This window comes from Chryseobacterium sp. CBSDS_008 (assembly GCF_049959325.1).
Classification (GTDB): domain Bacteria; phylum Bacteroidota; class Bacteroidia; order Flavobacteriales; family Weeksellaceae; genus Chryseobacterium.
The window spans coordinates 2,123,631-2,138,506 of the sequence record NZ_CP188202.1 but is presented as its reverse complement, the minus strand read 5'-3'; the positions used below and the strand labels follow the sequence as shown (position 1 = coordinate 2,138,506).

10 protein-coding genes are annotated in these 14,876 nt (G+C 36.3%); 3 read left to right on the top strand and 7 right to left on the bottom strand.

All coding sequences use genetic code 11. The annotated features are described in order from the left end of the window. Positions 1 to 113 precede the first annotated feature (113 nt). From ACP3T3_RS09555 to ACP3T3_RS09525, 7 genes are all read right to left on the bottom strand, one after another. On the bottom strand, positions 114 to 821 hold the full coding sequence (locus ACP3T3_RS09555; protein WP_426479652.1) for a barstar family protein: 708 nt from the start codon (positions 819 to 821) through the stop codon (positions 114 to 116). 23 nt (positions 822 to 844) lie between these two features. Then, positions 845 to 1,237, bottom strand: coding sequence for a DUF3060 domain-containing protein (locus ACP3T3_RS09550; RefSeq protein ID WP_426479651.1), 393 nt, complete (start codon positions 1,235 to 1,237; stop codon positions 845 to 847). Positions 1,238 to 1,888: 651 nt separating this feature from the next. After that, positions 1,889 to 2,038 carry a hypothetical protein gene (locus ACP3T3_RS09545; RefSeq protein WP_156118480.1) on the bottom strand — a complete coding sequence of 50 codons (150 nt, stop codon included), beginning with the start codon at positions 2,036 to 2,038 and terminating at the stop codon, positions 1,889 to 1,891. Further along, positions 2,035 to 2,688, bottom strand: a complete 654-nt coding sequence (locus tag ACP3T3_RS09540; protein WP_426479650.1) for an NAD-dependent epimerase/dehydratase family protein — start codon at positions 2,686 to 2,688, stop codon at positions 2,035 to 2,037. Before ACP3T3_RS09540 ends, ACP3T3_RS09545 begins: the two co-directional genes overlap by 4 nt. A gap of 319 nt (positions 2,689 to 3,007) precedes the next feature. Then, entirely contained in the window at positions 3,008 to 3,892 is an 885-nt protein-coding gene (locus ACP3T3_RS09535) for an exopolyphosphatase (RefSeq protein WP_426479649.1), read from the bottom strand. Then, positions 3,889 to 5,961 (bottom strand): polyphosphate kinase 1, encoded by a 2,073-nt coding sequence (gene ppk1, locus ACP3T3_RS09530; protein WP_426479648.1) that lies wholly within the window; start codon positions 5,959 to 5,961, stop codon positions 3,889 to 3,891. Before ppk1 ends, ACP3T3_RS09535 begins: the two co-directional genes overlap by 4 nt. A 119-nt stretch (positions 5,962 to 6,080) precedes the next feature. Next, positions 6,081 to 7,055 carry a hypothetical protein gene (locus tag ACP3T3_RS09525; RefSeq protein WP_426479647.1) on the bottom strand — a complete coding sequence of 325 codons (975 nt, stop codon included), beginning with the start codon at positions 7,053 to 7,055 and terminating at the stop codon, positions 6,081 to 6,083. Between the two features lie 154 nt (positions 7,056 to 7,209). Between ACP3T3_RS09525 and ACP3T3_RS09520 the strand changes: the two genes are divergently transcribed. From ACP3T3_RS09520 to ACP3T3_RS09510, 3 genes are read left to right on the top strand one after another with little or no spacing between them, the layout of a single operon-like run. After that, complete coding sequence (locus tag ACP3T3_RS09520; RefSeq protein ID WP_426479646.1) at positions 7,210 to 7,647, top strand: T9SS type A sorting domain-containing protein; 438 nt, start codon at positions 7,210 to 7,212, stop codon at positions 7,645 to 7,647. An 18-nt stretch (positions 7,648 to 7,665) separates the two neighbouring features. Continuing rightward, on the top strand, positions 7,666 to 14,211 hold the full coding sequence (locus ACP3T3_RS09515; RefSeq protein WP_426479645.1) for a polymorphic toxin type 23 domain-containing protein: 6,546 nt from the start codon (positions 7,666 to 7,668) through the stop codon (positions 14,209 to 14,211). Further along, positions 14,205 to 14,732, top strand: coding sequence for a hypothetical protein (locus tag ACP3T3_RS09510; RefSeq protein WP_426479644.1), 528 nt, complete (start codon positions 14,205 to 14,207; stop codon positions 14,730 to 14,732). The genes ACP3T3_RS09515 and ACP3T3_RS09510 overlap by 7 nt, the downstream gene beginning before the upstream one ends. Positions 14,733 to 14,876 lie beyond the last annotated feature (144 nt).

Below are 14,876 nucleotides of genomic sequence, written 5' to 3'. Positions count from 1 at the left end.
TAAAAGACAGGCTTTTTTAAGGCCTGTCTTTTTATTTGTTTGATAACAATAAGTTTAATCTATTAACCAAACCTGACGGGTTTTTAAAACCCGTCAGGTTTCCGATGATAAAATCAGTTCAGGAGAACTTTAACATTATGATCTTCAAAAATCTCAACGATTTGTGTAAATTTTGTTTTCAGTATTGTTTTACTTCTTTTATGATTGATCCAATTGAGTTCTGAGATGGATTCTACTCCGAAATCTCCACGGAGACAATCATATAATGCATATAAATTACGTCCGAAGTATCCCAAAATTCCGTGAATTTCTTCTCCCAGAGTGCAAAAAAAACCATCTAAGCTGTGAAATTCATTTCCATCAATTTGAATGTTGATTTTTTCCCTGTTTATTTCAGGTTTACAAGAATGTAAAGCATAAACAAGCCATCCCTGTAGTTCATCTTTTCTGAACCTTTTCCAGATATTCTTTTTATTAATTTCATTATTGAGTTTCATATCCAGAGCTTTTTGATACCCTTTTGGACTTGTCCACGCAAAACCCGTTAGAATAATATTTTTTTTGGACTTGCTTATTTTAATGCTGGTTATAAAAGTACTTGATATAATATTGTTTTGTGGATCAAGTTTACAAATAAGACCATTATTCTGGTAAATTTTAGAGGCTTTTTCTATAGCAGAAATCAGGTTAGAAATGTTATGAACATTCACCAGCCTGATTTTTTTATAAACAATAGGATTAGATCCTTCAATATTCTTGACTTGATCTATTAATGTAATAATCTCAGGATCATCTCCAGTATCTAATGCAAATCCAAACATGTAACTAATCTTTCTAAATATGTTTACTGCTTTACAACTTTATTTCCCACTCCTGTAATAGAAACATCCGGCTTCCCTGATTTTGTATCTGAAGTTCGGTAATAAACGGTATTATCACCCCCTTCAATAGTTATTTTATCCACCTTATCAATGTACACTTTGTTGCCCGTCCCGGAAACATCGATCTTTTTTGCGCTTCCTTTAATCGTTAGGGTATTATCGCCGCCTTCTACTTCTGCAACTCCTCCGTTGAGCGTATAGGTGAGTTTGTGGCCTACACCTTCTACGTGTACCATCTTATTATTATCTGTTTTTTCTACGCCTTTTTCAGATTCTGTTTTTCTGGATTGTGAAAAAGCGGTTCCTGTTGCTAGTAAAAGAATCGCTAAAATTCCTGCTATTTTAATATTTTTCACTGTGAAATGGGTTTTTGTTAAGGGTAAATATAAACATTTCATCTTAAAAGTTAAATCATCTTAAATCATCTTAATCATGAAAGTTTTATGAAGCCATTTTAAATGATTTACCTATACTTAAATAGCTCCGGATCTTCCGAACTATAAATTAATGGGCAATTTATTTTACAACAACTCTTTTGATCTGTTCTTCCGAAGTTTTTATGAGATAAACACCGGTAAAAAGATTGGACGTGTTTATTGTTAATGTGTTCTTCTCCTTTTCCGATCAGTTTTCCGGATACATCACCATTTCTGGCATTTAAATTTTGCAAACTAAAATTCTGTCCGGTACCACCCGCAAAATCGACAATGCTTGCACCTCTGCTATAGCTGTAAGAGAACCATTCACCAAGGTAGAAGAAGGTGAAGTATTATTGTTGAAATTCCAGTAATGAAATAAATAAGTGTCTGCCCGAAAGACCGCTCTGAAAAAAGAATGTGGCAATCACAGGCCCTTTAAACAGGTAGTTATTGATTTTATTAGATAAATACAAAAATGAACTTTATGTTTTGCAATTATTTTAATGGAGTTTTAAGAAATGTTTAAAAAATAGGTTTGTTTTCAATAAAAAATAAAATTATGTTCGAAAGAAAAATATCAGAATAAAATTATTTGCCGGATTTTCCTGAAAAGTTTAAAATCGTTCCGGATTTATTGCCTTCCAAAGGATGTTTCTGCATATAAAAATAACCTGAAACGGCAGTAACAAGCAAGAGTACAAAAATAACCAGAATAATTCTTCTTAACATGTCTCTCATATCGCTAAATTTTTAATATCTCTAATTTCTAAAGTAGACGTAGGGTATCCTTTTTGTGTCACATTGATCATTGCTCTACCCACTTCCTGTAAAGTTAAGGATTTTGACTGAAAAAAAACAGGAAAAATCCAAATAAAAGGTTTGAAAAACCATTTTACATTCGTTTGACCTTCAACGGGTTTCATAAATCCGGGACGGAAATTATAGGCTCCTTTGAAATTCATTCTTTTCAGATCATTTTCTGTTCTGCCTTTCACACGCGCCCACATCATTTTTCCACTCTCAGTGCTGTCTGTACCCGCTCCGGAAACATAGCTGAACACCATTTCGGGATTTTGATTCAGCAAGGCTTTGGCAAAGTGCAGGGTGGTGTCGTAAGTGATTTTGGTGTAGTCTTCCTCATTCATGCCAATGCTGCTGATTCCTGCACAGAAAAAACAGGCGTCATATCCTTCCAGTTTTTCATCATTCAGGTCTATTGACAGAAAATCAGGAATAAGATATTCTTTCAGCTTAGGATGGGCTTTTCCGGAGGGCTTTCTGCTTATGCTCAGGATTTCAGAAACATTTGGATTCTCAAGACATTCCATTAAAACACCTTCGCCTACCATTCCTGTCGCTCCTGTAAGAATTATTTTGATTGGATTCATTGTTTTGCTATTGATATGAGTAAGACGAATGGGAGAGTGGTTTTACTTTAAAACTTTAGATAAAAGATAAAGATAAAAGATAAAGATAAAAGATGTAGTTATTAAAATTCAATAGAGGTGGGTTTTAGCCCGTCTTAAAAAATGAGCCGCCTTCTATTGGCTTTAGCTAAATTTAAACTGACAATTATATATACTTATACAAAAAAAGATTAAAAATTGCTTTGTCACCTATGAACCATGTTCGCAATGACAATTGGGCGGAAAAATTTTAAAAATAAAAGCCAGCTCAATGGCTGGCTTTCAATACTATTATTTGCTGTTATTTTTTATGCTCTAACTGACTGTAAATATTATGGATCAGACCATCCGCTACTGATATTTTTGGCACAAAAATTCTGCTGATATCAGACCATGACATCACATTGTTGAAAATGCTGAGAGCATGTACCAATACATCGGCACGGTCTTCTCTAAGGTTGTAATTGGTCATTCTTTCTTCCACAGACAGCTCATTAAGCTCCTTATAAACCTTTTTCAGGTGAGATAAAGACATAGGTTTTCCGTCTTTGGTTTTGCTCATAGAGAATACTTTGTTGATGTTTCCTCCTGATCCGATGGCAACAATTGGCTTTTTGCTGACAATATTTTCTTTGATCTCATCCTTCATTTCTTTCCAGTTGTCCATAGTCACAAGGTTGTTGAGAAGACGGATTGTTCCGATATTGAAAGATTTTTCGTAAACCATTTTACCGTTTTCATAGAAGGTAAGTTCGGTAGAACCGCCGCCTACATCGATATATAAATAGGCAAATTCTTTGTCAAGACCCTCTGCAACATGATTTTCATAGATCAGGGTAGCTTCTTCATCTCCGGAAATGATCTCGATATTAATACCTGATGTTTCTTTTACCTGGCTGATTATTTCATTCCCATTGGCGGCATCACGCATGGCACTGGTAGCGCAGGCTCTGTAATGTTCTACTTTGTATATTTTCATCAGATCACTGAAAATTTTCATAGAATCAATGACCATTTTTTCTCTTTCCGGGCCTATTTTTCCGATAGTAAAGACATCCATTCCCAGTCTCAGTGGGATTCTGAGAAGGTTCAGCTTGATGAATTCAGGCTTTCTGTTATTGATCTTTACTTCATTGATAAGAAGGCGGGCTGCATTACTCCCTATGTCTATCGCTGCTATCTTCATTTCTTGTTTGTTTTAGCTTTTAAATATTTATAGGTTTCTATTTGTGAGCGGCATTCATTTTTATCATTTCTTATGTATTCATTGCTTAGCTTTTTGTCTAAAATCCTTGCTTTTACATTATCCCTAAGCTGAATATCAAGAATATCTTTTAGTTCCTTCTTCAGGTTCTTATCAGTGATTTTAGCGGCGGCTTCAATTCTGTAATCCAGGTTTCTTGTCATCCAGTCTGCAGAAGAAATGTACATATCTTCAGCTCCTTTATTGTAAAAATACATCACTCTGGCATGTTCCAGGTATTCGTCTACAATGCTGATGGCTTTTATCTTTTCTTTGAATTCCTTTTGATTTACGGCACAATAGATTCCTCTTACGATCATTCTGGTTACCACTCCGGCTTTGGCAGCTTCATATATTTTTTCAATCAGAGAACGGTCACTCATTGAGTTTACTTTGACGATGATCTCTGCTTTTCTTCCTGCTTTAGCTTCCTCGATTTCTTTATCGATATGGTGAACGATTTTTTCACGCATAAACTGAGGGCAAACTAATAAATTTTTACAGGTTTTCAAAACAGGAATATAGTCATCTTTCGGTTTTTTCAGTACATTGAATACTTTATTGATATCTGCCATGATACCGCGGTCGGCTGTTAACAATAAGTGGTCACCGTATATTCTTGCTGTTTTTTCGTTAAAATTCCCTGTACTTACAAATCCATATTGAATGGTTTTATTATGAGCTCTTTTCTTGATTATACAAAGCTTGGCGTGTACCTTTTTGTTTGGAATCCCGACAAGAACGGTGATCCCTTCAGGTTCCAGCATGTCTTTCCATTCCAGGTTGGATTCTTCATCAAACCTGGCCTGAAGTTCCAGCATTACGGTTACTTCCTTACCGTTTCTTGCGGCATAGATCAGGGCATTGATGATCTTTGAGCTGCTTGCCAGACGGTAAGCGGTAATCTGTATTGATTTTACATCCGGATCCATAGCGGCTTCACGCAGAAGGTCGATCACCGGATTATATTTATGGTAAGGAAAGGTAAGAAGAACATCTTCTTTTAAGATAACATCGGTCACTCTTTCTCCATGCTCAAACGCCTGATGGGTAAAAGAAGTTCTTTCCACCGGTCTTTCATACTTTTCAAAAACATCAGGAAAGTCCATGAAATGTTTGAAATTATGAATTTTTCCTCCCGGAATGATACTGTCTTTTTTCGTTAAATTCAATTTTCTGATAAGGAGCTCCAACAGGGCTTTATCCATATCTTTATCAAAAACGAAACGGGTAGGTTTTCCTTTTCTTCTGTTTTTGAGCCCTTTTTCTATCTTTTCTGCAAAATTGGTTCTAATGTCATTATCCAGATCCAGCTCAGCATCTTTTGTTACTTTAAAAGCATGAGCCGCAAATTCATCATACCCGAAATAAGAAAATATGTGCGGCAGGTTGAACGTGATCACATCCTCCAATAACATCACATTCTTCTCTTCCGGATCTTCCGTTGGAAGCAATACGAATCTTCCTACAAAACGGGAAGGAATTTCAATAATGGCATAATTGCTGGAATACTGCCAGTCTTTTTTTCTCATAGCCACCCCCAGGTAAAGACTTTTGTCTCTCATGTAGGGCATAGGAGTGTTTTCATGAAGAAGAATAGGAATCACATTGGATTCTACCACTTCGTCAAAATATTGTCTGACAAACTCTTTTTGTTTTGCTGTCAGGTTTTTGGAATTTTTAATGGAAACTTTATGGTCAGCCATTTCGGTCTGGATTTTTTTCCAGGTTTTATCGAAATTCAGCTGCTGTCTCATTACGATTTCATTGATTCGCTGAAGGATTTTGGAAGGTGGCTGGTAAAAAGACTCAGCAATTACTTTTTCCTTAAAATCCATGGCACGCTTTAATCCGGCAACACGCACTCTGAAAAATTCATCTAAATTGTTGGAGAAAATTCCCAGGAAACGTATTCTTAAATGTAAGGGAACTTTTTCGTCCATAGCTTCCTGTAGAACTCTTTCATTAAAGGCAAGCCAAGTAATATCTCGTGGATTAAAGTGTAATGACATTCTGAATATGTATATTTTATCAAAAATAATAATTCGCAAAGATTCTTCCTCTATTTCTTAGGTTAAACTTTGATTAATTTTTAAAAAAATTAGAATTAGGGAATTGAGGAAATTATAATTTATGCTTGCAATTTGAGGTTTTTTTTCAACCCTTCCACTTTCTTGTACATTTTGTTAAAAAATATATTTCTTTCTTTATTGTTGGTAGAAAGAAGTTCTGAATTCTTTAAGATAAGCTTAATACTTTTTTCATAATTATCACATACTCTTTTATCCTGAGTATAATAATAGCTCAGGATATTGTAAGGCATAAACAGTATTTTCTGGTCAACAGACTTTATAAATACACTGTTATTCATGATCAGCAGGTCATTTTGATACAATTTAAAATTAACTTCCTTGTTTCCCTTTTTTTCATTAATGGTATCTTCTTCTATCTGTTTTAGCATATCCAGAATCTCATTGCAAATATTCAAGGCATTTTCAGTAAGAATCAAATCAAGCTGATGAAAATAAATAATCTGTTCCAACAGTGCATAAATGGTAACCTCACTCCATATTTCGGTGGAACTTACATCATTATACACTTCAGGCAGAAGCTGAGCCTTTTCTTTAATGTTTGCCGGAACTTCAAATTTTTCGAAACTTACTCTTTTTGAGAAAAATTCAGCATCCATAAGTTTGAGCCATGTATAAATTTTAAACTTATAAAGGTTTTCAAATTTCATAAAATAAAAAAGGGGAATATCTTTGGCAGCATAGATAAATTCTACATCAGGAGCTCCTTTTATTTTTTGCAGGCTTCGGATAGAGGCTTCAAAATATCTCTCAAGATCGTCAATATTATAAATATCATGTACTTTGTTCAGTACTGCATTGCTTGAGCCGGAGGTATGAATCTGATCCAGTGAGATTCCGAAATGAGAGGCAAGAGAAATACCTTCATTGAGTGTAATATGACTTTTTCCGCTGATTCTCCTGTATGCTGTATCATTGGAGAGTGCCAGCTTTTCTATCATAATATCCACAAGCTTTTTCTTCCCGCCCGATTCCTTAATCAAGAAATCGAATAGAGTTTTTTGATGGTTTTTCATGGTTTTAGTGTTGTATTCTCAAAAATATCTAAAAAAACAAATAAAATCTATTTTTTAGATAATTTATCTGATTGTTTTTTTCTGTTTCAGATGCATTGTCTTTTCAAACCTGATTTATTTTATTGATTTTTGTAATGAATCCAAATTTTTTTCTATGAAAAAATCTATAGTATTAATTTTTTTTCTGATAATCGCATCGGGGAAATTGCAGTCACAGACGCTTACATTTTTGTACGAAGACGGTGGAAACCAGATCGAACGAAGGTACTGTGCCACCTGTGCTGCTCACACAAAGAATGCAACAAATGATATTACAGGCAAAAAAGAGTTTCCTCCACCTGAATATCAGGTGAAGATCTATCCTAATCCTACCAAGGACAAAGTTACGCTGGTATGGTCTTCTGAGCTTGGGAGTATGATTGAAAAAGCAGAATATGTAGCTTATAATTTTACCCAATACAGGGAACTCATACTTGATAAAAGAGAAAACAAGGCAATACTTGACCTGTCAGATCAGCCAATAGGAATGTACGTTGTCATTTTCTATCTGAATACAGGAGATAAGCTAACCTACAAAATTCTTAAACAATAACCATAAAAACTTGCTAACATGAGAAAAAAGTTATCTCTTTTATCACTGCTCTTTTGGGCAGTTGGATGGATAAACGCACAGAGTACAGGCCAAACCGGTGGCGAGCTATCTGTATCTCCTACAGGAGGAGCCAGTTATTCAATACCTATTGTTACACTCCCCGGAATTAAGAACATCGCTCCCGGAATTTCCCTGAGTTACTCCAGCCAGGCAGGAAACGGGATTGCCGGATGGGGCTGGAATATTACAGGTATTTCATCTGTGACAAGAGTAGCTTCTACCAAATTTCATGACGGACTTATCGATGCCGTAAACTTCAACGATAAGGACCGCTTTACACTGGATGGGCAAAGGCTGATTTTGAAATCCGGAATATACGGACAAGATGGTGCGGAATATCAGACTGAGAATTATTCAAACAATAAAATAATTTCCTATGGTTATATTGCGGAAGGGCCACAGTATTTTGCAGTCTATTATCCTGATGGAAGAATTGCGAAGTACGGGTATGTAGATAATAATTCACAGGCAGGAAACTCTCTGGAATGGAAGCTGGTGTCCATGGAAGATCCTCAGGGGAATAAAATTAAGTTCACTTATGAAAGCATCAATGGATATATTTATATAAAATCTATTGAATACGGAAACAATGCCGTTGTCAATCCTACTCAGAATATTAATAAGATCAATTTTTATTATAAAGCCGCATCAAGGTCTGATCAAATTTATATATACAGTTCAAGGGTTATTCATTCAGAAAGAAAACTGGACAGAATTGAGATTCTTGGAAATGATAAATTATTCCGAAAATATCAGCTGACCTATAATACTACCTCCCTGAATTATGAGAGACTTATCAGCGTACAGCAGTTTAATGGAAGCGGGGAAAGTGTGAAACCGGTTTTATTCGAATATGATACTACAGAGAACGGACTTACGAATAATTCAAAAACTGTTACAGCTGTATCCCCGGCTTATGACAATTCCAACTGGCAGTATACTTCCGGATATTTTGATAATGATGGATCCATAGATTTCATGACATATCCTAATTCCAAAGACAAACTGTATCGCTTCAATTCTACTCAGCTGGCCGTAACCAACTCCAACTTGTCAGGAAGTCTTACCAATGTTGAAAAATTTACTGATATTTTTTCAACAAAATTAGTGCTGGGCAATAACAAATTCTATAATCTGGATGCGGTCAGTACGGTTGCTGATACAGGTGTTAGCACCGGTTTAGGTGATGAGGAAACGGTTAAGATCAATAATTATATTCCTAATAACACCACCAATTCATTGGATCTGGCATTTTCGAATTCCTATAAATTTGCCACTGCGCTCAATGAAAGATGTATTGTAATCAATGGAAGCAATACCTATTATTCTAAAATTCCGAAAAGATATTTAAGTGGAGATTTTGATGGAGATGGTATTTCAGATTTGCTTGCTATTACACTTCCTTACAGCATTAACCAAACCTATTATTGCGGGCCTTTAAAAAATGCATCAGCTGGTACAGAGCAAAAACCGCCACCTGACTGTTGTACACAAGGATATACTGTGAACGGCTCTACGGTTTATATGCTGAAACTTGATCCTAATAATTCAGCACCCCAACAACCCTTTGTTCTGGGATATAATACCGCCGTGCAATCGGTCTCAAAACTTTATGCAGCAGATTTTGACGGAGATAATGTATTGGACATTTATGTTGTCAATCCCGGACAAATTGTTGTTCTGGGAATGAAAAACGGAGCTTTTGTACAAAAAGCTGTATTCTCCGGTAATCTTATCAAAGCTGAGTTTCCTGTATATATTGCTGACTTCAATGGTGATGGGAAAACAGACATTATTACCCCAATAGCAGATGATAACACCAGTTGGTATATTCTGATATCCAATGGAAATTTCTTTGAAGCAACAGTAAGAGATATTGGCGCTAAATATTTCAAGCCTAAAGTTGATAATGTATGTTATCCCATAACTTCCGGCGGAAATTACCCTAATAACCTCTGCGGATACATGCTGCAGCAGTTCTATTATACATTTACGGATATTAATGGTGATGGAAAGGCAGATATGTTTTACCATGACATTCTTACTCCTTATAACGTTCCTGAAGACGGATACGCAAAGAATTATCCATATTTGACCTATGGTGATAATTATACTGTAAGGGACAGAGGAGGTGTAAAATACAACATGGGCAGTGATACTAACGGGCTCCCAAATTTTTCTGCTTATATAGACAGCTGGCAGAATAATCATACCTATGGCGGTGCTACCAATAAAGGGACCCCTATATTTTTAAATAATCCTAATATTGCCAATCAGAATCTGGATTACGCTTTCTTTGGCGGGGATAAAATAAAGTATGTTTCTTTCAAAAAAGATAATAGAGTAGATGTTACCCTCAAAAGAATCAAAGAAAATGATCTGATTACAGATATCACTTATGATACGGCAGTAGATACGGGAGGTGGTACCGGAAGTTATATTGCAGACAATTCTGAGGAATATCCTTATATCAATCTGAATATTGCTCCCTCCATAAAGCTTGTGAAACGTGTTGAAAAAAGCTTCAACGGAGAAACGAAGATACAGGATTACAAGTACAAAGGAGCTGTTGTTAATATGGAAGGATTAGGCTTTATCGGTTTTAAAGGACTTGCAGTATCTACGGTGTATGGAGGAAATATCACTCAACCGCTATGGTCAGTCTCTCTGCAGGATCCACAGAAGAGAGGAGCAGTGTCTGAAAGTTTCCAGATGAGTGGTGTGGCGAGCTTTACAGCACCATCATCATTTATTTCCAAAACAATAAATACTTACAATACTACTCTTCTTCCTAATAAAGTTTTTGTAAATCTTCCGGCACAGGTACAACAGATTGACAACCTTACGGGAGTTACAACCAACCAGTATTATGAACTTTATGATACCTATTATAATCCTAAAAGAATACGCAATGTTGCCAATGGAGGAGAAAAAATAACGCTGGTAGACTATGAAGATAATGTCACTCCTGCCAATAGCCAGTATTATATTGGACGAATACTTAAAAAAACAGTTACACAGACTCTGGGTACAGATACCTATTCCACAGAAGAACAATATTCGTATAGCGGAAATCTGGTCACCCAAACCAGAAAAAAGGGGAACAATACAGATTATATTACAGAAGACATCAGCTATGATCCGTTTGGTAATTCAATCCTGAAAACACTTTCTGCTCCAGGTATGATGCCAAGAGAGGAAAAAATGCAATATGACCCGTCCGGCAGATTTCCCGTAAAATCTACAGATATTCAGGGAACTTCGTCACTGTTTACCTATGATACAGATTTTGGAGTACTGCTTTCAAAAACCAATCATCTTAATCAGACAATCTCCTATACTTATGACAATTGGCAACGAAAATCTGAAGAAAAAGATATTTATGGAAATGTTACACAACTGACTTATGAATGGATTACCTCCGGAGACTTCAGTAATGGCACAAAGCTAAGGATAGCGGATCCTACGGGCGCAGTTCAGGAAACAATTACTGATAACTGGGGACGTAAACGTCTTGAAAGAGCTCTTTCTATTAATAATAAATGGATCGAAAAAAGAACAGATTATGATGCTCTGGACCGCGCCTACAAAGAAAGCGATCCCTATTTTTCAACTTCAACTCCAAGTAAATGGACCGTTACCGAATTTGATAGCTACGGAAGGGTTGTGAAAGTGAGTTTTCCGTCCGGAAAAATAATAACATCGTCATATAACGGGTTATCTGCAACAGTAGTAGATGGACAAAAAACACAAACCATCACTAAAGATGAATGGGGAAATAAAATAAAACTTGTTGACAATGGTGGGGTAATTAATTACAGCTACTATGCCAATGGAGCCCTGAAATCATCCGATTATCAAGGACATATTATTAATGTAGAACAGGATGGATGGGGAAGGAAAACAAAACTGTCAGATCCTTCAGTGGGGGGCGATTATACCTATGTTTATGACAATTTTGGACAACTCCTGCATGAAACTAATCCTAAAGGAAAAACAGATTACGGTTATGATCAGTTCGGACGCATTGCCAAGAAAGATATTTCCGGTGATAATACGGATATCAAAATTACATACACATATGATTCCAATGGATTTTTAATTGCCGAAACAGGTTCTTCCAATGGAGTTAGTAACTCCTACACCAATGAATATGACAGCTTTTACAGACTTAAAAAAAGAGTAGAAGATAACGGAACAGCCATTTTTACAAAGCATTTTACTTATGATGGCTTTGGTAGAGTCAAAACAGAGGTCAAAGAAACTTTAATTGCCTCGCTTAGTAGCAGCTATGGTATCGAAAATCTATATGCTTCCTGTGGACTTTTGGACAAAATAAAAAATACCGCCGGAACAATAATATGGCAGCTGAATGATATCAATGAAAAAGGAAGTATTCTGAGCGCAGCTCTCGGAAACGGAGTCTCTATTACGAATCAGTACAGTGCAAATAATTTTTTACAGGAAAGCAGGCACATAAATGGTTCTAATTCGGTAATATTAAACAATACATATGAGTTTGATGATAGCAGCGGGCTGCTGAACAAACGTAAGAATGCCGCCGTATCAGGAGGAATACAGGAAAGCTTCGAATATGATGCCATGCAGCGTCTTATATCTTGGACAGATAATACAGGAACACAGTCCCAGACGTATGACGGATTTGGTAGAATTGATAACAATAGTCTTGTAGGAGAGTATAAATATGAAAGTGCCAACAGGTACAGAAAGAAAGGGATTAATTTAAATTCTTCAGGGAATTCATATTACTCTGTTCCTGCCAATCAGTTGCAGCAGATTTCCTATAACGCCTATAAAAATCCGGTTGAAATTACACAGGATGATAATCAATTGGCCAGATTTGCTTATAACATTCATCAGACAAGATCCTATTCAGAATATAATTATAACAAATCTTTCTTATTCTACGGGCGTCATAAAAGCTATTCCGATGATAATACAGTAGAAGTTATAGAATATAGCTATCCCGGAAAACCTAGTGCTGCTGCTCTGGGAACAAGAATTATTACTTACATAGCAGGGAATCCGTATTCGGCACCGGCAGCTTATATTAAAGATTTTTATGTCACTGGGCAAGTTATGAAGGAAGGGGTACATTACCTTCATAGAGATTATCAGGGAACAATTCTTGCTATTTCTGATGAGGTCGGGAAAGCAGAAGAAAAGAGACATTTTGATGCATGGGGAAATTTAGTATATCTTGAACAGAATGGCACCAATGTTATCCTTAAAGGATTTCCGGATCTTATGCTTGAAAGAGGTTATACAGGGCATGAGCACTTCTTCCAGGTAGGACTTATCCACATGAATGGAAGAATGTATGACCCTAAATTGCATACCTTCCTATCTGTTGATAATTTTATTCAGGATTCATTCAACAGTCAGAATTATAATAGGTTTGGATATGTTCTGAATAATCCTCTGATGTTTATTGATCAGGGAGGAGAATTTGCATGGGTCTTAGTGTATGTGGGAGCAATCATTGGTGCTGTGATGGGAGCCACCAGTTATATAGGTCATGCAATACAGACGGGTAACTGGAACTGGGGACAGTTTGGACTTTCTATTTTAGGTGGTGCTGTTTCCGGAGCGATAATGGGAGCTCTTGATGGTGGAGCTTCCAGTGCACTCACGTGGGGCGCTATTGCAGGATATGCCGCAACAGGATTGGTTAGTGGTTTAATGCCAAGTTATTCTATGGACCTTGGGGGAGGGTTTGGTTTTTCTGTTTCTCCATCTATTGCTTTTGGAAAAGGATTTAGTGTAGGAGCCAGCTTTAGTGTATCTTACCGTAAAGGAGATTTTGGTATTGCTGCAGGTTTTGGAGTAAGCTATAAAATATCTCATGCTGGAAGTGGATTAAGTGGTTGGGAATATAGAAAATCTATTATGGCTGGAACATTGGGTACCGAAGGTAATTTAGGAATTATGCTTGGAACCAATATGTGGAGCGGACTTCATGAACAACGTACCGGTATAGTAAAACTGGTAAGTGGAGATTTTTCTCTCACTTATGAAAATGATGGAGCACCATTTGGTAAATTAAAACTAGGTGACAATAATGATAGCTATAGAACTGCTGCAATGTCTTTATCAATAGGTGACTTCCATGCAGGATTCAACTTATTTACAGGAGTAAGAAATAGCTCTACTTATGAGGAAAATCCTGAAAATGAAACAAAATATCAGTATGATTACAGAGAAATGAGAAAATATGGACGTGATGATTATCTTCCTGGGGCTTATGGAGAAAAATATACCCATGGTCTTGTAGCAGAACAAGGGCCAAGATATAGACTCGGAGCAGCTTATGTTGGATGGGGCAACTTCCGGATAGGGGTCAACTCTGAATGGATCAGACATGGAATTCAGAATGTACTGGCTCACCGATGGATTTCTCCTCAACCTGCATTTTTAATGCTTTCAAATAATTGGGCACCATATTTTCAGTATCAAACAGTAAATGAATTTACATCATGGTAAAACAAAAAACAGTAATCGGATTCCTTATCTACCTGTCTTTTTTTTCTGTGTTTTCGTGTCAATCGGCAGAACTCAGGCATATTAAAAATAAACTTTTAAAAAAGACACAAGGTTTTGAAACTGCAAATTTTCCACTTTTGTATTTTGATAGGCTCTATATGATGGAGGGAACCTATGTTACAAAAGGAAAATTTAACATTGTCCCTCCCAAACTTGAAATGCACAGAGGATCGGATCAAAAACCCTATGAAGATTATATCATTTTCAACAGCAATGGTACCGTTGAAAAAATCTATGCTGAAGATGAAAAATCAGCAAGGCAATTAATTGATAAAGATTCATCAGGCCCGTATGGAGTGTTGTATCTGAAAGGGAACAAGCCTTTTATTGAGGTTGTGCAGGCATTTAAGATGGGTGGTGGATATGGAACTTACAAGCAGGAAGTAAAATTTGATCATAATAAAGTCCTGATCCAGAATGGGGCCAACTGTTCTGTTTACTTACCCGTTGTCAACCCATAACCAGAGATCTGTTAATTTTATAATCCTTAAAGGGAAAAAGACTACTTTTTCCCTTTTTTTATTTTACACCATTGTCTAATTGAATTATCCTATTGTGACAAATTGTACAAAAATGTATTGTGTTACTTTTTATTGGTAAATATA

Coding starts and splice junctions, on each gene's coding strand:
- ACP3T3_RS09555 (WP_426479652.1), bottom strand. CDS start 821: ATGTTTGGATTTGCATTAGATACTGGAGATGATCCTGAGATTATTACA.
- ACP3T3_RS09545 (WP_156118480.1), bottom strand. CDS start 2,038: ATGAGAGACATGTTAAGAAGAATTATTCTGGTTATTTTTGTACTCTTG.
- ACP3T3_RS09540 (WP_426479650.1), bottom strand. CDS start 2,688: ATGAATCCAATCAAAATAATTCTTACAGGAGCGACAGGAATGGTAGGC.
- ACP3T3_RS09535 (WP_426479649.1), bottom strand. CDS start 3,892: ATGAAGATAGCAGCGATAGACATAGGGAGTAATGCAGCCCGCCTTCTT.
- ppk1 (WP_426479648.1), bottom strand. CDS start 5,961: ATGTCATTACACTTTAATCCACGAGATATTACTTGGCTTGCCTTTAAT.
- ACP3T3_RS09525 (WP_426479647.1), bottom strand. CDS start 7,055: ATGAAAAACCATCAAAAAACTCTATTCGATTTCTTGATTAAGGAATCG.
- ACP3T3_RS09520 (WP_426479646.1), top strand. CDS start 7,210: ATGAAAAAATCTATAGTATTAATTTTTTTTCTGATAATCGCATCGGGG.
- ACP3T3_RS09515 (WP_426479645.1), top strand. CDS start 7,666: ATGAGAAAAAAGTTATCTCTTTTATCACTGCTCTTTTGGGCAGTTGGA.
- ACP3T3_RS09510 (WP_426479644.1), top strand. CDS start 14,205: ATGGTAAAACAAAAAACAGTAATCGGATTCCTTATCTACCTGTCTTTT.